We start from the raw sequence: 16812 nt of genomic DNA, 5'->3' as shown, positions 1-16812 counted from the left end.
CTCGCCAGGGCTCGCTGCTCGACCAGCAGTGCGGGCTCGCTGCTCGACCGGCAGTGCAGGTGCGCCGCTCGAGCGGCGGCGTGCGGACAGCACCAGGCCCGGACCCCCTCCGGGAGCCCGGGCCTGGAGAGTGGGTCAGCGGCGGCCGGAGCGGCGGACGAACTGCCCGCGCGGGGAGCCGACGATGTCGCCGTCGCGCAGGACGGCCTCGCCGCGGAGGTAGGTGTCGGTCACCTTGGCGGTCAGCTCGAACCCCTCGAAGGGGGTGTACTCCTGGGTGGAGAGGGAGTCCTCGGCGTGCACCTCGTAGGTGACGTCGTCGTCGAGCAGGCAGAAGTCGGCGTCCTTGCCGACGGCCAGGTCGCCCTTGTCCTTCATGCCGAAGCGCTCCGCGGGGTTGCGGGAGACGAGCTCGGCGATGCGGGTGTACGACAGGCCGCGGCGACGGCCCTCGGTGACCAGCGCGGGCAGGAGGTACTCGGTGCCGCCGAACCCGGACTTCGCGAGGAACACGTCCTCCTTGGGCTCCCCGAACTTCGTCTCCTCGCGGCAGCACGCGTGGTCGGAGGTGACCCACGAGAAGTTGCCGGCGAGCACGTGCTCCCACAGGGAGTCGACGTCCTCGGGGGAACGCAGCGGCGGGTTCACCTTGCCGCCGAGCGAGGCGGTGTTGTAGTTGGCGACCAGGTGGCCGACGGTGACCTCGCGGCGGAAGTCGATGTGCGGGAAGGTCTGCTGCATCATCATCGCCGCCTCGATCGCCTTGCGCGAGGTGAGGTGGAGCAGGTTGATGGTGGGCAGCTCGGTCTCGTGGGCGAGGTAGGAGGCGATGGTGATCGCCAGGCCCTCGGAGTGCGGCGGACGCGAGGCGCTGTACGCCTCGAGCCCGGTGAGCTTGCCCTCCTGCTCGACCAGCTTGGTGTAGGCGCGCATGATCTCGGCGGTCTCGCAGTGCAGCGAGAGGGAGATGGCGTCGCGGTCCTCGGCGAAGCGCTCGTCCGCGCGGGCCTTCTGCAGCGCACGCATGATGAACTCGAAGTGGGCGAGGTCGTAGGACTCGTCCTCGGGCAGCATCAGGAACGAGCCCTGGTCCGCGGAGCGCCCGTGCAGCCCGTGGCTGCCGTAGAACATGAAGATCTTGAAGGACGGCACGCCGTGCTCCTCGATCATCATCGGGATCTCCTCGATGTGCTCCTGGAGGATCGGGGCGACGTGGAAGGCGTAGTCGACGTACGCCCGGCCGTCGGTCGCGGCCAGGATGTCGGGGAAGACCTCGCGGTAGGGCCCGGTGCGGTTCATGTAGTAGGCGCCGGTGCGGATGTAGGTGATCCCGGAGGTCACGCCGCCCTGCGCGGACGCGCGGCTCTCGGTGTCGGCGTCCTCGCCGAGCTCGTTGTAGATGCCCCAGTGCTGGTGCACGTCCACGACGCCCGGGAAGAGGTGCTTCCCGCCGGCGTCGAGGACCTCGGCACCACCTGCGTCGATGGAGGGCTCGAACGCGGCGAACCGGCCGTCGCGGACCGCGACGTCGAGGTCCTCCGGCTGCTCCTGGCCGGGGCGGACGACCCGGGCGTTCTTGATGACGAGGTCGTACCCCGAGGTCTCGCTGGCGTTGCTCACGGTCGGTCACCCTTCTCGTTGTCTCGCATGGCGCCGGCGTCGACGCGCGTGAGGGGCGCGAGGACGGCGGACAGGTCGGTGCAGGTCTCGAGCGTCCGGCAGGCCTCCGCGAGGGCGGCCGCGTCGGCCGCCTCCAGGACCCGGGACGCGTTGGCGTCGAACTTCGCGGTCAGCTCCTCGAACGACAGCGGCCGCTCGGGGCCGCCGCGGGTCGTCAGCACCTCGTGCACGACCTCGCGGCCGTCGGTCAGGTGCGCGGTGAGGACCGCCGGGAACTGCCGGGGGAAGATGTCGGTGCAGCGCTGGTCCGGCACCACGTCGACCTTGGCCATGATCGCCCGGCGCTGCGGGTCGCGGGCCAGCTCGTCGGTGTAGTCGTCCACGCCCGCCCCGAGGCCGGAGCCGCCGAGCAGGCCGACCGCGACGGCGTACGGCCCGCTGAACTGCGCCATGTAGCCGGTCTCCGGGGCCCGCTTGACGTCGATCGGCTCCCCGATCGTGCGCAGGTTGGGCGCGGGCACGCCGAGGACGAGCCGCTCGACGTCGTCGGGACCGATCCCCGCCTCGCGGAGGCGGCCGGCCGCGTCGACCGCGGCGTGGGTGAAGTGGTTGGCCGGGTAGGGCTTCACGAAGATGCCCGGCACCGCCCAGTCGGTGCCGAGGCCGTCGGTCACCGCGGCGGCGTCGTACTGCCCGTGCAGCCACGCCTGGTAGAAGCCGAAGCGGCCCTCCAGGACGGTCGGCGGGCCGGTGAAGCCGTGCTCGACCAGCTCGGCCGCCGAGACCGCCGCGTGGGCGGCCCAGCCGCAGTGCATCCGCTTCACGGTGCCGCCGGTGCGGTTGGCCTCGATGATCCCCGACGCCATCGACGCCGCGACGCCCAGCGCGTCCACGACCGCGTCGGCGTCACCGCCGGCCAGGACGGTCGCGGCGACCGCCCCGCCCATCGCGCCGCAGATCGAGGTGGCGTGCTGGCCGTGCTCGAAGAAGGTGGAGTTCTTGGCCGCCTCGTCGTAGCCCGCCATGCCCAGCCGGACGCAGACCTCCAGCCCGATCGCGGTGGCGCGCACCAGCTCCCGACCGTCGGCGCCGTGCCGCTCGGCGGCCGCGAGGGCCGCCGGGACGACCGTGGCGCTCGGGTGCAGCACCGAGGGCAGGTGGGTGTCGTCGTAGTCGAGGGAGTGCGCGAGCACCCCGTTGACGAACGCCGCCAGCGCGGCGGGCAGCCGCTCCGGCACGCCGACCGCGGACGCGACCGGCCGGCCGCCCTGGTAGCTGGCCCAGGAGCGTGCGGCCCGGCTGGTCTCCAGGGTCGAGGCGGCCACGGCGATGCCGAGCGTGTCGAGGACGCGCTTGCGGACGCTGTCGACGACGTCCTGCGGGAGGTCGTCGTAGCCGGTGGCCGCGGCGAAGTCGCCGAGCTGCTGGGCGAGGGTCCGCTCGCTCATGCCGTCGCCGCCGAGCGGATCGCGAGCGGACGCACCGGCGAGCCGGTGGCGCCGTAGATGTTGAGCGGCACCAGGACGAAGGTGAACTCCGCCCAGCCGGTCGCGGCGAGACCCTCGAGGTCGAGCGCCTCGACGATGTAGATGCCCGCCTCGACCAGGAGGACCCGGTGCGCCGGCAGCAGCGCGTGCCCGCCACCCGGGGCGAGCCGCTCGAAGGCGATGGTGTCGGCGCCCGCCGCGTGCACCCGCCGGTCGGCGAGCCACTGGGCACCGGCCTCGCCGACGCCGGGCACGCCCGAGGGCCCGCCGACGTACGGCGCACCCTCGGCGAAGCGTGAGCCCCAGCCGCTGCGGATCAGCACCACGTCGCCCTCGCCGACCTCGACGCCCTGCCGGGCGGAGGTGGCCTCCAGGTCGGCCACGGTGATCTCGTAGCCGCCCTCGCAGTGCTCCACACCGAGGTGTCCGGCGACGTCGAGGAGCACCCCGCGACGGACCATCGGGGCGATGGTGTGGACGCCGAGCTCTTCGTACTTGCCCCCGACGCCGGCCGCGACGGCGTCGACGCCGCCGTGCATCTTGCCGTCGAAGGACACGTGCGCGAGCGCGTCGATGTGGGTGCCGACGTGGGTGCCGGTCGTGATCATGTCGTTGGCGGCGCTGCTCCCGTCGGAGCGCACCATGTCGCCGTGGCGGCGCGGCAGGGTGTGCCAGAACGCCGGGTGGTTGGGCGACTGCGGCATGCCGACGCGCAGCTGGCGACCGAGGTCGACGACCTCCACGCCTGCCTGCACGGCCCCGAGCAGGGCGTCCGTCATCGCACGATCTCCTTCTTCTTCAGGGTGGCGATCTCGTCGGCGTCCAGGCCGACCTCGCCGAGCACCTCGTCGGTGTCGGCGCCGATCGCGCGGCCGGTGAACCGGATGCGGCCCGGCGTCTCGCTCATCCGCCACATCACGTTGTGCTGCAGGAGCGGGCCGAGGTCGGGGTCGTCGACCTCGACGAGCATCTCCGTCTCCCGCACGTGGGGGTCCTCGGTGATGTCGCGCGCGTCGTAGACCGGCGCGATGGCGGCCCCGGCCTCGGTGAAGGCGTCGAGGACCGTCTCCCGGTCGCGCTGGGCGATCCAGCCCCCCACCATCTCGTCGAGCAGGTCGACGTGCTCGGCGCGACCGGCGCCGGTGGCGAACCACGGCTCGTCGATGACCTCGGGATGACCCACGAGCTCCATGACCCGCTCGGCGATCCGCTGCGCGCTGGTGCTGATCGCGACCCAGCGGTCGTCGGCGGTGCGGTAGGTGTTGCGCGGGGCGTTGTTGGTGGACCGGTTGCCCTGGCGCTGCGGCACCTCGCCGAGCTGCTGGTAGACCGTCGGCCCCGGGCCGACGGCGGCCATGATCGGCTCGAGGATGCTGAGGTCGACGACCTGCCCGCGGCCGGTGGCGTCGCGGTGGCGCAGCGCCATGAGCACGGCCGAGGAGGCGGCGATGCCGCAGATGCTGTCGGCCAGGCCGAACGCCGGCAGCGTCGGCGGGCCGTCCGGCTCACCGGTGGCGGCGGCGAAGCCGCTCATCGCCTCGGCGAGGGTGCCGAAGCCGGCGCGCGAGGAGTACGGCCCGGTCTGCCCGAAGCCGGTCAGCCGGGCGACCACGAGCCCGGGGTTGTCGGCCTGGAGCACGTCGGGGCCGATCCCCCAGCGCTCGAGCGTGCCCGGGCGGAAGTTCTCGACGACGACGTCGGCGGTCGCGGCGAGCCGGCGGAAGACCGCGGCGCCGTCGGGGTGCTTGAGGTCGAGGGCGACCGTCCGCTTGTTGCGGCTGATCTCCTTCCACCACAGCGGGACGCCGTCCTTGCTGCGGCCGTGACCGCGCATGTTGTCGCCGTGGCGGGGGTGCTCGATCTTGACGACGTCGGCGCCGTAGTCGCCCAGGATCTGGCAGCACAGCGGGCCGGCCAGGATCGTCGAGACGTCGAGGACCCGCAGGCCCTCCAGGGGCATCGGCTCTGGCACGCGTCCATCCGTTCCGCTTGCAGAAACATCTGACAGGGCCTCACTCTAACCACACCACCCGCCGGAACAGAAGACTCTGCCGGTCGAATACTCACGATCACCCGCCAGTTTCCGCCCGCCGCGAGCCCGAGCGCCCATTGCCGGAACCCCGCGCCCGGCGTACCGTCGCGGGGTGATGACGACAGATGCGTTCCTTCTGGCGGAACAGACGCGATCGGCGATCGACCGCCTGGCCGGCACGTTGCACGACTACCGGCACGGGGACGTGCGACCGGTGGCCGACCGCCTCCCGGTGGTGCTCACCGACCTCCTCGGGGTCACCGTCGCCGGCATGCGGACGCCCGAGCTCCGGCGCCTCCTGGACGTGTGGCCGACACCGGCCGGACCCCACCCGCTCGTCGGCTGCGAGCGGCGCACGGACCCCGACACCGCCGCGCGGCTGCTCGCCACCGCCGCCTGCTCCCAGGAGCTCGACGAGGGCAACAAGCACGCCGCCGGGCACCCGGCCGCGCACGTGGTGCCCGCCGCCCTGGCCGCCGCGCACGAGTCGCCCACGCCGGTCACCGGGGAGCGGCTGCTGACCGCCGTCGCCGTGGGCTACGAGGTCGCCGCGCGGTTCGGCCGGGCCCTGCGCCGGGACCCCGCATGGCACACGCACGGCCACTGGGGCGTGACCGGGGCGGCGGCCGCCGCCGCGGTCGTCCACGGCTGCACGGCCGAGCAGCTGGCCGCCGCGATCGACGTCAGCACCGACCTGATGACCGTCACCCCCTGGACCTCGGTGCTCGCCGGCGACTTCGCGCGCAACCTGTGGCTCGGGCAGGCCGCGGTCGGCGGACTGCTGGCCGCCCGGCTGGCCCGCGCCGGCCTGGCGGTCAACCGCGGCGGAGCCGCGGCGGCGTTCGACCTGCTCGGCACGCTGGACCCGGAGGTGCTGGCCGAGGACCTCGGCGAGCGGTGGCTGGTGGCCGAGGGCTACCTCAAGCAGCACGCCGCCTGCTCCTACACCCACCCGGCGGTCGACCTCGTGCAGTCGCTGCGCCGCGCCGACGGCTGGTCGGGCGACGACGTCGCCTCGGTCCACGTCGCCACCCACGGCCTGGCCCGACCGCTCCTCCAGCGCGACCCGGTCACGCGGCTCGGCGCGATGTTCTCGATGCCGTTCGTCGTGGCCGTGGCCTGCACCGCCGACGCCGTCGACCCGAGCACGATGGAGCCCGGCACGGCGGCGTTCGAGCGCGCCGCGGCGTTCAGCGACCGGGTGGTGGTCGAGGTGCGCGCCGACCTCGACGCCCACCTGCCCCGCCGGCGGGTGACCGAGGTGGTCGTCGAGCTCGCCGACGGACGGACCGTCGCGCTCGCCCAGCCCGACCCGATCGGGGACACGGCCCACTTCCCCCTGGGCGAGGCGGACGTGGTCGCGAAGATCGACCGGCTCCTGGCGGCGGGCCCGGACCGCCCCACCGACGCGAGCAGGGACGCCGACGGGCCCCGGGCGGCCGACCTGCTGGGCGGTGTCCGGGCACTCGTCGACGCCCCTGACGTCGTCGCGGCGTACGCCGCGCTGCCGTACGTCGGCGCGACCTGACGCGCCGTCGCAGGCTCAGGCCGCGGCGGCGACCTCGGTCCGCTCGCCGCCCTGGCGGCGGGCCAGCTGGTCGAGGCGGGCCTGGGCGGCGCGGCGGGTCCTGCGGTCGCCGGTCGTCATCTTCCACAGCAGCGCGAGCTGCTGGGGGGCGTTCGAGCGGTTGGTCGTGGCCAGCCACCCGTTGGGCAGCGAGAGCCGGACGACCTTGTGCCAGGCGCTGCCGACCTGCGCGGGCAGGGAGGCCTCGTGGTAGTTCAGGTCGTACTTCTCGAACAGCGCCTTGACCCGCGGCGCGACCTCGGCGTACCGGTTCGAGGGCAGGTCGGGGAAGAGGTGGTGCTCGATCTGGTGCGAGAGGTTGCCGGTCATCAGGTGCATGAACTTCGAGCCGGAGATGTTGGCCGAGCCGAGCATCTGGCGGACATACCACTCGCCGCGGGTCTCGTTCTCGGGGATCGAGGCCTTCTCGAAGGTCTCGACGCCCTCGGGGAAGTGGCCGCACATGATCACCGAGTGCGACCAGAGGTTGCGGACCAGGTTGGCGGTGAAGTTCGCGGCCAGGGTCGGCAGGAAGGACCCGGTCGGGATGGCGAGGCCGGGGTTGACGACGTAGTCCTTGGTGGCCTGCTTGCGGATCTTGCGCAGGGTGTTGCGGGCGTTCTTCTTGAACGTCTCGCTGCGCTTCTCCTTCGGCACCGACAGGTTCTTGCCCAGCTCGAGGTCGTAGGCGGCGATGCCGTACTCGAAGAAGCAGGCGTTGATGAAGTTCCACAGCGGCTGGCCCAGGTACATCGGGTACCAGCGCTGGTCCTCGTCGACCCGCATGATGCCGTAGCCGAGGTCGTTGTCCTTGCCCACGATGTTCGTGTAGGTGTGGTGGACCTCGTTGTGGGAGTGCTTCCAGCCGTCGGCGGTGGAGGCGTTGTCCCACTCCCAGGTGGTGGAGTGGATCTTCGGGTCGCGCATCCAGTCCCACTGGCCGTGCATGACGTTGTGGCCGATCTCCATGTTCTCGAGGATCTTGGCGATCGAGAGGCCGATGGTGCCGGCGATCCAGGCCGGGGGCAGCACGCTGACGAGCAGGACGGCCCGGGAGCCGAGCTCGAGCTTGCGCTGGACGTCGACGATGCCCCGGATGTACGCCGCGTCGCTCTCGCCCCGGCTGTCGATGACCTCCTGGCGGATCGCGTCGAGCTCGACGCCGATCTGCTCGATGTCCTCGGGAGTGAGGTGGGCGATGGGGCTCTCGGGCTTGCGGGTGATGGTCGTCATCGGGTGTCTCCTTCGTCGTCAGTGGTCGATGGAGCAGGCACCGGCGGCGGTGCTGATGCAGGTCTGGACGGGGACGCCCTGCGGCCCGGTCTCACCGGGGACCGCGACGGTCAGCGCGCCGTTGCGCAGGTCGCGCACGGCGCCCTCGCGCATGGGCAGCACGCAAGCCATGCAGATGCCCATCCGGCAGCCGCTGGGCATGAGGACGCCGGCCTGCTCGGCGGCGTCGAGGATCGGGGTGGTGCCGTCGACCTCGAGGGTCGTCCCGGCGCCGGCGGTGCCGGTCAGCGTGACCGTGCCGCCGCCCTCGCCGTCGGCCGGTGCGAGGACCACGGGGCGGAACCGCTCGGTGGTGAGGTCCAGGCCGCGGGCGGCGTGGTGCTCCTCGAGCGCGTCGAGCAGCCCCGCGGGGCCGCAGGCGTAGCTGAGCCGCTCGTCGAGGTCGGGCACGAGCTCGGCGAGCACGGCGACGTCGAGCAGGCCGTGCTGGTCGTCGAAGCGCTCGACGAGGCGGATCCGGCCCGACGCGTCGAGCGCGCGCAGCTCGGCCCGGAAGATCGCGGCCGACTCCGTGGCGTTGACGTGCACGAGCACGATGTCGGTCTCGGGCGCGACGGCCTTGGAGTGCAGGTTGCGCAGCATGCCGATGACCGGCGTGATGCCCGACCCGCCGGTGACGAGCAGCAGCTTGGCCGGCAGCGGCTGGGGCAGCACGAACTCGCCCTCGGCCTGCGCCAGCTGGAGCATCTGCCCCTTGCGCGCGGAGTGGACGAGGTGGTTGCTCACCACGCCGCCCGGGATCGCCTTGACGGTGATGCTGATGCAGCCGTCGGGCCGCGGGCCGTGAGTCAGGGAGTAGGTGCGCCACAGGCGCACGCCCTCGACGTCGACGCCGACGCGGACGTACTGCCCCGGCACGTGGCCGGTCCAGTCGCGGCCCGGCTTGAGCACGATCGTGGCGGACTCGGGCGTCTCCGGCAGGACCTGGACGATCCGGCCGCGCAGCTCGGCGCCCGAGCGCAGGGGGTGGAAGACGTCGAGCACGTCGTCGAGCTCCAGCGGGGTGACCGCGGACTCCGCGACGCGGCGCAGGACGCTCCGGAGCGAACGGCCGCGGGGCGCGGCAAACGGTTCGGCAGCGGTGGTCATGCACCTACTGTGCTAGATCAGCGGAGTAAAGTCCTGTCCGCGGGACGTGAACCGGGCGAGACTTGTTGTTCGCAGGTGACAAAAAGCCATCGGTGCGGCCCGCACAGAGGCAGCCGGCACAGGAGGATCCGATGGTACGACGCGAGCCGCGCCAGCTGCCCGCCGCAGCCCTGCGCCTCCCGGCCGAGGCGGTCGCGGCCATGCGCGCCGAGCTGCCGGCGGTCGCCGAGCACGTCGTGCAGACCATCGTCGAGGAGGTGCCGAGCTACGAGGCGGCCTTCGACGGGCCGATGGGCGAGACGATCCGCAACGCGGTCCAGCTCGCGCTCGGCGGCTTCCTCACCCTGGCCGCCGGTCGCCGCGGCGTGGACCTGCGGACGCCCGCGCCCGCGATGGAGGGCGCCTACCAGCTCGGGCGCGGCGAGGCGCGCAGCGAGCGGACCACCGACGCCCTGCTCGCGGCGTACCGCATCGGCGCGCGGGTGTCCTGGCGCGAGATGTCGAGCCGGGCGGTCGCGGCCGGGCTGGACGGGGAGACCCTCGCGGCGTTCGCGGAGCTCGTCTTCGCCTACATCGACGAGCTGTCCGCCGCCAGCGTCGCCGGCCACACCGACGAGCTGGCGACGACCGGCCGGGTCCGCGCGCGCATGCTCGAGCGGCTGGCGCGCGCCCTGCTCGACGGCTCGCCCGAGGACGCCGTGGTCGACGCCGCCGACAAGGCCGACTGGAACCTCCCGACCACCCTCACCGCCGTGCTGGTGCCCCGCTCGCAGGTGCGTCCGGTGCTCGGCAGCGTCCCGGCGGCGACCATCGACGCCGGCGAGCTGCCCGGGGCCGAGGACGTCGACGTCCTGCTCGTCCCGGACGCGCACGGCCGCGCGCGGGGGGCCCTGCTGCGGACGCTGCGGGGCCGCGGCGCGGTCGCCGGACCCGCCCGGCCGTGGGCCGAGGCACGCACCTCCTACCTGCGTGCCCGTCGCGCCCACGCGCTCGGGCTGCGCGACGACACCGAGGCACACCTGCCCGAGCTGGTCCTCACCGCTGACCCCGAGGCGCTCGCCGACCTCCGGGCGCAGGCCCTGGCACCGCTCGCCGACGTGCGACCGGCGACCGCGGAGAAGCTCACGGAGACGCTGCGCTCCTGGCTGCTGCACCAGGGCCGGCGCGAGGACGTCGCGGCCGACCTCTTCGTGCACCCCCAGACGGTCCGCTACCGCCTCGGTCAGCTGCGCGACCTCTACGGCGACCGGCTGGAGGACCCGGCGACCGTCCTCAGGCTGACGCTCGCCCTGGGGGTCGCGGAGCCCTCGGACCAGCCGGCCTCGGACACGTCGGCGGGCGGGTCGGCGAGGGACCCCGAGCATTAGTACAGATTTCACCAATCCGGCTCGCACAAGACACCGAACCCCCTCGGCAAGGGAGCACGACACACCATCGAGAGGGAGAACCATGAAGCACCGCATCGCCGCAGCAGCCGTCGCCGTACTGGCCACCTCGACCGCCGTCGCCGGCGCCCCGGCCCAGGCCGCCGACGCCCCCGCCAAGGCCGCGAAGCCCGGCACCACCAGCCTCGCGGAGGTCCTCGCCGCCGACGGCACCAAGCTCGACAAGAACGGGAAGGACTTCGACCTCACCGAGGCCGCCGTCCTCGCCGTCCTCGACGCCAAGCCCGGCAGCCCGGTCCGCCTGCTCACCCAGGGCGGCAAGCGCGCCACCGCCTTCATCCCCACCGACAAGGCCTTCCGCCTGCTGGTGAAGGACCTCAAGGGCTTCGCCCCGAAGACCGAGGCCAAGACGCTCAAGCAGGTCGCCAAGCTCGGCGTCGACACGATCGAGACCGTGCTGCTCTACCACGTGGTCGCCGGCAAGACGCTGACCTCCGACAAGGTGCTGGCCGCCGAGGGCTCCAAGGTCGCCACCGCCCAGGGCGGCTCCATCAAGGTCCACGTGATCAAGGGCAAGGTCACCCTCCTCGACGCCGACAAGGACGACCGCAACCCGCGGGTCGTCGTCCTCGACATCAACAAGGGCAACAAGCAGGTCGGCCACGCGATCGACCGCGTGCTGCGTCCGGTCGACCTCTGATCCACCGGCACCACCGGCACCACTCGCTCCACCCGCCTCGCCCAGGGGTCCCCGGCCACGCCGGGGGCCCCTGCGCGTGCGGCAGGGTGTCGGAGCGCACCGTTCCCGCACTGCTCGGTCCGGGCACCGGCCCCCCGTCCTTCCCGCGACAGCTGGAGAACCCGTGACCCTCCCCACGACGGCCCGCCGCACGCTGGCCGCCCTGCTCACCGCACCCCTGCTCGCCGCCTCCCTCGTCGGCTGCAGCGACGACGACGCGGACCCGGACACCTCGCCGGTCAGCCCGTCCTCGACGATCCCGCGCACAGACGGGCCGAGCCCCCTCGCCACCCCCGAGCCGGGCCGCTTCCCGACGTACGTCGCGATCGGCGACTCCTTCACCGCCGCTCCGCTCGCGGGCCCGACGGGCGACCAGTCGTGCCTGCGCTCCGCGCAGAACTACCCCGCCCAGGTGGCCGAGGCGCTCGGTGCCCGGCTGACCGACGTCAGCTGCACCGGCGCCGACACCGCCGCGCTCGTCGGGGCCCAGCGGGTGCTCCAGGGCGGGGCCGTGCCGCCGCAGCTCCAGGCGCTGCAGCCCGACACGAGCCTGGTGACGATCGGCATCGGCGGCAACGACTTCGGCATCTACAGCACCCTGACCGGCTCCTGCGTGCAGGCCGCCCAGCAGGACCCCGACGGCTCGCCGTGCCGCACCACCCTCGGCCGCGACGGCGTCGCGGAGCTGCGCTCGAACATCCGCACCGTCGGCGACCGGCTCGTCGCCGTCGTCGAGGGGGTCCGGAACCGCGCCCCGGAGGCGGAGGTCGTCGTGGTCGGCTACCCCGAGATCGTGCCGTCCGACGACACCTGCCCCGACCTGCTGCCGCTCGCCACCGGCGACTACCCCTTCGCGGCGGCCATGAACGAGCTGCTCGCCGACGTCCAGGAGGAGGCCGCCGAGCGCGCCGACGTGCCGTACGTCGACCTCTACGCCGCCAGCGACGGCCACGACGTCTGCTCGGACGACCCCTGGATCAACGGCCGCACCACCAGCGCCGCCACCGCGCTGGCCTTCCACCCGCTCAAGGTCGAGCAGGAGGCCGTCGCCGGCCTGGTGCTGGAGAAGCTCGCCGACGACGAGGACTGACCCGGTCCGGTCGACAGCCCGCGCTCCGCGGCCGATGTTGCCGCTTCACGGCCATTGCAAAGGCCGTGAAGCATCAGCATCCCAAGTTGACTTGGGATGCTGACGCTTCCCTGTCACATCTCCCGGTGGACGACCGCCCCGGCGACGACGGTGAGGGCGACGTGGGTGCCGCGGAGGGCGGCGCCGGCGTCGGCCGTGGAGGCGTGGGCGGCGAGGGGGTCGGCGTCGACGAGGACGAGGTCGCCGCGGGAGCCGACGCCGACGGTGGGCTGGCCGTCCACGGAGGCGGCGAGGGCCTCCTGGACCGACAGCGCCTGCTCGCCGTGCCACGGGCCGCGCTCGTCGGCGCTGCGGTGGACGGCGGCCGCGACGGCGAGCCACGGGTCCAGCGGCGAGACCGGCGCGTCGGAGCCGAGCACGAGCTCGACGCCGTCGTCGAGCATCCACCGGAACGCGAAGCAGCGGGCCGACCGGTCGCCCCAGATCTTCTCGGTCAGGTCGCGGTCGTCGAGCAGGTGCGCGGGCTGCACGCTGGCCCGGATGCCCAGCTCGGCCATCCGGCGCACGTCGTCGCGACCGACCATCTGGGCGTGCTCGACGGAGCCGCGCGCGCCCGTGGCGGCGTACGACGCGAGCGCCTCGGCGACGGCCGCGTCACCGATGGCGTGGGTGGCGACCTCGAGGCCGGCGGCGTGGGCCCGGGCGAGGTGCTCGCGCAGCTCGTCGCCGGAGAGGTTGGGCTGGCCGGCGGGGTACTCCAGGCGGTGGGCGTCGCCGTACGGCTCGCAGCACCACGCCGTGCGGGTGTTCAGCGAGCCGTCGCTGATGATCTTCAGCGACCCCATCGTGAGCAGCGGGCCGCAGCCGGGCAGCGCCTCGCCGGTGCGCAGGCCGAGGGCGATGACGTCGTCGAGGTGCTCGGCGTACGTCGCGGCGCGCACCCGCAGCAGGTCGGCGCCGGAGTGCCACCGCTCCACCCAGTCCATCGGCCCGCGCCCGAACTCGAAGTCGACGATCCCGACGACGCCCAGCGCGGCCGCGGTCTCGAGCGAGCGGCGGTAGGCCTCGGGCGAGGTCCCGTCGTTGCCGACCAGGCTGACCAGGCGCGGGTACGCCGCGAACCACTCGGTCTCGCGGACCACCGAGTCGCGCACCGGCATGGCGAGGTGCAGCAGCGCGGTCGTGTTGAGCCAGGCGTGGTGCCCGTCGCCGCTGATCAGCACCACCGGGGTCTGCCCGGAGACCGCATCGAGCTCGGACACGGTGACCTCGCGGTCCCAGCCGCCGGAGCGGTGGCCCCAGCCGATGACGGGCTGGTCGGGGTGCTCGGCGACGCGTTCGGCGACCGCGCGGGTGACGTCCTCCGGCGTGCGGGCCGCGCCGAGGTCGAGCCGCTGGGAGGCGAGCGTCCACTGACCCATGTGCACGTGCTGGTCCCACAGCCCGGGGAGCAGCCAGCGTCCGGCGGCGTCGACCTCCTCGACCGCGTCGCCGGCCGGCGGGTCGAGGCGCGGGGCGACCGCGGTCACCGTGCCGCCCTCCACGAGCACGTCGACCGGCTCGGAGGCGGAGGGTCCGCCGGGGGCGGCGTCAACGGGTCGCAGCGGCACCGGTCGGGCGTTGCGGACGAGCAGGCTGGTCATGGGGCAGAACGTAGTCGCGGCCCCGAACCCGTCTACCCTCGGGCGGCATGACGACGCGGCGGCCAGGGACGGTGGTCGTCGCCGTCGTCGTGGTGGTGCTGGCCGTCGTGGGGTTCGCCGGCGGGGCACTGCTGGCCGGCCTGCTCGACGAGGAGCCGCGCACGCTGGCGACCGCGGCGCCGGTGCCGGCGGTCTCGCCGTCCTACCCCGCGGACCCGCCCGCCGAGGTCGTCGCGGACCCGGACACCCCCGCGCTCGAGCCGGGGGTGCGCACGCGGCCGGTGGAGATCGCGGTCGCCCCCTACGGGCTCCGCCTGCCGGTCCCGGTCAGGTGGACCCGCAGCGACTCCCAGCTCGGCGAGTGGAAGTGGTTCCCGCCGGACCAGCCGACCGACAACGCCTTCTTCCTGCGCGTCCGGCTCATCGGCGGCACCCAGACCCGGTCCTCCGCGCTGCAGCAGCGGCTCGACGACCTCGGCGGCGCCTCCAGCGTCGAGGACCTCGTCGTGGAGTCGCGCGACGAGGCGGGGTTCACCGCGACGTACGTGCTGGACCGGTACCGCCGCGTGGCGATGGAGCGGTTCCTCTCCGTCGACGGGGACACGGCGTACGCCGCGATCGCCCTCGTCGGGCGGGAGCGGGACCGGCGCGGCATGGCCGACCTCGTCGAGCGCATCGTTCGCGGGGCCACCACCTCCTGAGCCCGGGCGTCAGATGCCGTAGGTGTCCACGCTGTCGAGCACGCCGTTCGCCGTGGCCCGGTCCGCGCTGCGGACCTGGACCCACAGCAACCGGTTCCCGGCGACCTGGACCACCCGCTCGACGGTGATCCCGTCGGGGCAGCCGGTGTGGACGACCGTGCGCGAGGGGTCGCCGATGGTCTCGGTGACCGGCTCCTGGGCCTCCTCGCACTCCGGGTGCTGCGGCATCGTCGTCGGCAGCTCGGTCCCGGGGAACAGGCCGAGGAAGACGCCCTCGCCGCTCGTGGTCGGCTCGTTCCAGTCCGCGACGGTGCCGACGGAGAGGGCCGGGTACGTCACGTCGTCGTTCGGCGGCGTCCAGCCGTCGGCCGCCACCACCCGTTCCCAGTCGCGCGGCACCGCGACGCCCAGGCTGCCCTGGTCGTCGACGAGCCGCACCTGCTCGGTCCGGCCGGCCTGCCAGAGGTAGCCGCCGGCCCCGCCCAGCAGGAGTGCCAGCCCGCCCACCAGCCCGGCCCCCGCCCACCGCCGTCGAGACCTCGGCGCAGCCTCGACGTCGGGGTCGGGGTCGGGTGCCGGCACGGGTCCGGGGACCGGCGCGGTCGCGACCGCCGCGGGCGGCGGGCTCGGGCGCGCGCCGGCCTGGGTGAGGTCGGGGTCCAGGGGCAGCGCGGGCGTCGCGGCGGCCGCGTCGTCGGCGCTTCCCGGGCCCTCGCGCCAGCCCTCGAGGGACTCCTCGAGCGCCGCCACGAAGGACGCGACGTCGGGGAACCGCTCCTCGCGGTCGCGGGCCAGGGCGCGGCGGACCACGGCGTCGGTCGCCTCCGGCAGCGGCCGGTCCGGCGTCGGCAGCGGAGGCGGCGGGCCCGGGGCGGCGGCCGCGGTCAGCGTCGCGTGCGTGTACGGCGCGCGGCCGGCGAGCAGGAGGTAGGTGAGCACGGCGAGGGAGTACTGGTCCGCGCGCGCGTCGAGCGGCTCGGCCTGCGCCTGCTCGGGGGCCACGAACGTCGGCGTGCCCGCGACCATGGTCAACCGGGAGGACATGTCGAGCGCCTTGCCGAGCCCGAGGTCGCCGAGCATCACGCGCACGGCGCCGTCGACGGTGCGGAACAGCACGTTGGCCGGCTTCACGTCGCGGTGGAGGATGCCCCGGGCGTGCAGCGCGGTCAGCCCCGCGCCGACCTGCCGGACCACCTCCACCGCCTGCGGCACGGTGAGGCCCTCGGCGCCGGGCTCCGCGTCGAGCCGGTCGGCGAGCGTGCCCTGGTCGGCGTAGGCCATCACCAGGTAGGGCCGGCCGTCCTCGAGCTCCCCGGCGTCGTACACCGGGACGACGTGCGGCGACTCGACCCGCCGCAGGTAGCGGCCCTCCTCGACGAACCGCTGCAGCACGTGGTGGTCCTCGGTCCAGTTGTCGGCGAGGACCTTGATCGCGACCGGGCTGTCGAGCTGCTCGTCGTAGGCCAGCCACACGGTCGCGAACCCGCCCGAACCGATCCGTCGACGCACCGCGTAGCGGCCGAGACGGGTGGGGTGGGACACGTCGGCATTATGTTGCAGGGGACGAGGGAGGAAACCCGGCATGGCCACTGACTCGGGCACCGGCAGCGGGGTCGCGCGGACCCCGCACGAGATCGACGAGCTCGCCCGGCGCGCGCGGGACGGCGACCGCGGCGCGCTCGAGGACCTGTTGGCGGCGGTCCGTCCGCGGGCGCTCAACGTGTGCCGCGGCGTGCTGCCGCACTCCTCCGACGCCGAGGACGCCTGCCAGGAGGCGCTGCTCAACATCGCCGGCAAGATCGGGTCGTGGGGCGGTCGGGGCCGGTTCACCACGTGGATGCACGTCGTGGCCGTCAACAGCGCGCGCACGACGTACCGGCGGATGCGCAACCAGGCCGTCGCCAGCGAGCACGCCCCCGCCGAGAAGCCCGACCCGCGGACCACCTCGGTCATCGCCGGCACCCGCCTGGACCTGCTCGAGGCGCTGGAGTCCCTCGAGCGCGACCACCCGCAGATGGTCGAGCCGCTGCTGCTGCGCGACGTCTACGGGATGGCGTACGACGAGATCGGGGCGCAGCTCGGCCTGCCCACCGGCACCGTCAAGGCGCAGGTCCACCACGGCCGCAAGCTGGTGCGGCCCATGCTCCGCGGCGACGGGTGAGCGAC

The 16812-nt window shown here is 73.9% G+C and carries 14 protein-coding genes; 6 read left to right on the top strand and 8 right to left on the bottom strand.

Features of this window, described 5'->3' with window-relative positions:
* Nucleotides 1-135: 135 nt before the first annotated feature.
* From AB0N29_RS14530 to AB0N29_RS14515, 4 genes are read right to left on the bottom strand one after another with little or no spacing between them, the layout of a single operon-like run.
* Complete coding sequence (locus tag AB0N29_RS14530; RefSeq protein ID WP_300952453.1) at nucleotides 136-1620, bottom strand: dihydroorotase family protein; 1485 nt, start codon at nucleotides 1618-1620, stop codon at nucleotides 136-138.
* Nucleotides 1617-3068: an MmgE/PrpD family protein gene (locus AB0N29_RS14525; protein WP_364867743.1), complete on the bottom strand. Its 1452-nt coding sequence runs from the start codon at nucleotides 3066-3068 to the stop codon at nucleotides 1617-1619. Before AB0N29_RS14525 ends, AB0N29_RS14530 begins: the two co-directional genes overlap by 4 nt.
* Entirely contained in the window at nucleotides 3065-3886 is an 822-nt protein-coding gene (locus tag AB0N29_RS14520; protein ID WP_302268563.1) for a cyclase family protein, read from the bottom strand. Before AB0N29_RS14520 ends, AB0N29_RS14525 begins: the two co-directional genes overlap by 4 nt.
* Nucleotides 3883-5067 carry a CoA transferase gene (locus tag AB0N29_RS14515; protein WP_302271732.1) on the bottom strand — a complete coding sequence of 395 codons (1185 nt, stop codon included), beginning with the start codon at nucleotides 5065-5067 and terminating at the stop codon, nucleotides 3883-3885. The genes AB0N29_RS14520 and AB0N29_RS14515 overlap by 4 nt, the downstream gene beginning before the upstream one ends.
* 187 nt (nucleotides 5068-5254) lie before the next feature.
* Between AB0N29_RS14515 and AB0N29_RS14510 the strand changes: the two genes are divergently transcribed.
* On the top strand, nucleotides 5255-6667 hold the full coding sequence (locus tag AB0N29_RS14510; RefSeq protein WP_364868052.1) for an MmgE/PrpD family protein: 1413 nt from the start codon (nucleotides 5255-5257) through the stop codon (nucleotides 6665-6667).
* 15 nt (nucleotides 6668-6682) lie between these two features.
* On the opposite strand, the gene AB0N29_RS14505 is transcribed toward AB0N29_RS14510, so the two are convergent.
* Both AB0N29_RS14505 and AB0N29_RS14500 read right to left on the bottom strand, forming a co-directional pair.
* Nucleotides 6683-7939 carry an acyl-CoA desaturase gene (locus AB0N29_RS14505; RefSeq protein ID WP_364867740.1) on the bottom strand — a complete coding sequence of 419 codons (1257 nt, stop codon included), beginning with the start codon at nucleotides 7937-7939 and terminating at the stop codon, nucleotides 6683-6685.
* 18 nt (nucleotides 7940-7957) lie between these two features.
* A complete protein-coding gene (locus AB0N29_RS14500) occupies nucleotides 7958-9088 on the bottom strand; it encodes a ferredoxin reductase (protein ID WP_364867738.1) in 1131 nt (376 codons plus the stop codon).
* Nucleotides 9089-9219: 131 nt separating this feature from the next.
* On the opposite strand from AB0N29_RS14500, the gene AB0N29_RS14495 reads away from it, so the two are divergent.
* From AB0N29_RS14495 to AB0N29_RS14485, 3 genes are all read left to right on the top strand, one after another.
* Nucleotides 9220-10455, top strand: coding sequence for a helix-turn-helix domain-containing protein (locus AB0N29_RS14495; RefSeq protein ID WP_364867736.1), 1236 nt, complete (start codon nucleotides 9220-9222; stop codon nucleotides 10453-10455).
* 82 nt (nucleotides 10456-10537) lie between these two features.
* On the top strand, nucleotides 10538-11173 hold the full coding sequence (locus tag AB0N29_RS14490) for a fasciclin domain-containing protein (protein WP_364867734.1): 636 nt from the start codon (nucleotides 10538-10540) through the stop codon (nucleotides 11171-11173).
* Nucleotides 11174-11336: 163 nt separating this feature from the next.
* Nucleotides 11337-12302 carry an SGNH/GDSL hydrolase family protein gene (locus AB0N29_RS14485; RefSeq protein WP_364867731.1) on the top strand — a complete coding sequence of 322 codons (966 nt, stop codon included), beginning with the start codon at nucleotides 11337-11339 and terminating at the stop codon, nucleotides 12300-12302.
* A gap of 113 nt (nucleotides 12303-12415) precedes the next feature.
* On the opposite strand, the gene AB0N29_RS14480 is transcribed toward AB0N29_RS14485, so the two are convergent.
* Complete coding sequence (locus tag AB0N29_RS14480) at nucleotides 12416-13945, bottom strand: amidohydrolase family protein (protein ID WP_364867729.1); 1530 nt, start codon at nucleotides 13943-13945, stop codon at nucleotides 12416-12418.
* A gap of 47 nt (nucleotides 13946-13992) precedes the next feature.
* Here AB0N29_RS14480 and AB0N29_RS14475 point away from each other — a divergent pair, with 47 nt between their 5' ends.
* Nucleotides 13993-14646, top strand: coding sequence for a hypothetical protein (locus tag AB0N29_RS14475; RefSeq protein WP_364867727.1), 654 nt, complete (start codon nucleotides 13993-13995; stop codon nucleotides 14644-14646).
* A 9-nt stretch (nucleotides 14647-14655) separates the two neighbouring features.
* Here AB0N29_RS14475 and AB0N29_RS14470 read toward each other — a convergent pair whose 3' ends face one another.
* Nucleotides 14656-16188 (bottom strand): serine/threonine-protein kinase, encoded by a 1533-nt coding sequence (locus AB0N29_RS14470; protein ID WP_364867725.1) that lies wholly within the window; start codon nucleotides 16186-16188, stop codon nucleotides 14656-14658.
* Nucleotides 16189-16228: 40 nt separating this feature from the next.
* Between AB0N29_RS14470 and AB0N29_RS14465 the strand changes: the two genes are divergently transcribed.
* Complete coding sequence (locus AB0N29_RS14465) at nucleotides 16229-16807, top strand: sigma-70 family RNA polymerase sigma factor (RefSeq protein ID WP_364867723.1); 579 nt, start codon at nucleotides 16229-16231, stop codon at nucleotides 16805-16807.
* Nucleotides 16808-16812 lie beyond the last annotated feature (5 nt).

This window comes from Nocardioides sp. NPDC092400, assembly GCF_040684155.1.
Classification (GTDB): domain Bacteria; phylum Actinomycetota; class Actinomycetes; order Propionibacteriales; family Nocardioidaceae; genus Nocardioides.
This window is presented reverse-complemented; position numbering and strand designations above follow the sequence as displayed.

Coding starts and splice junctions, on each gene's coding strand:
- AB0N29_RS14480 (WP_364867729.1), bottom strand. CDS start 13,945: ATGACCAGCCTGCTCGTCCGCAACGCCCGACCGGTGCCGCTGCGACCC.
- AB0N29_RS14505 (WP_364867740.1), bottom strand. CDS start 7,939: ATGACGACCATCACCCGCAAGCCCGAGAGCCCCATCGCCCACCTCACT.
- AB0N29_RS14465 (WP_364867723.1), top strand. CDS start 16,229: ATGGCCACTGACTCGGGCACCGGCAGCGGGGTCGCGCGGACCCCGCAC.
- AB0N29_RS14525 (WP_364867743.1), bottom strand. CDS start 3,068: ATGAGCGAGCGGACCCTCGCCCAGCAGCTCGGCGACTTCGCCGCGGCC.
- AB0N29_RS14490 (WP_364867734.1), top strand. CDS start 10,538: ATGAAGCACCGCATCGCCGCAGCAGCCGTCGCCGTACTGGCCACCTCG.
- AB0N29_RS14515 (WP_302271732.1), bottom strand. CDS start 5,067: ATGCCCCTGGAGGGCCTGCGGGTCCTCGACGTCTCGACGATCCTGGCC.
- AB0N29_RS14495 (WP_364867736.1), top strand. CDS start 9,220: ATGGTACGACGCGAGCCGCGCCAGCTGCCCGCCGCAGCCCTGCGCCTC.
- AB0N29_RS14510 (WP_364868052.1), top strand. CDS start 5,255: ATGACGACAGATGCGTTCCTTCTGGCGGAACAGACGCGATCGGCGATC.
- AB0N29_RS14520 (WP_302268563.1), bottom strand. CDS start 3,886: ATGACGGACGCCCTGCTCGGGGCCGTGCAGGCAGGCGTGGAGGTCGTC.
- AB0N29_RS14500 (WP_364867738.1), bottom strand. CDS start 9,088: ATGACCACCGCTGCCGAACCGTTTGCCGCGCCCCGCGGCCGTTCGCTC.
- AB0N29_RS14475 (WP_364867727.1), top strand. CDS start 13,993: ATGACGACGCGGCGGCCAGGGACGGTGGTCGTCGCCGTCGTCGTGGTG.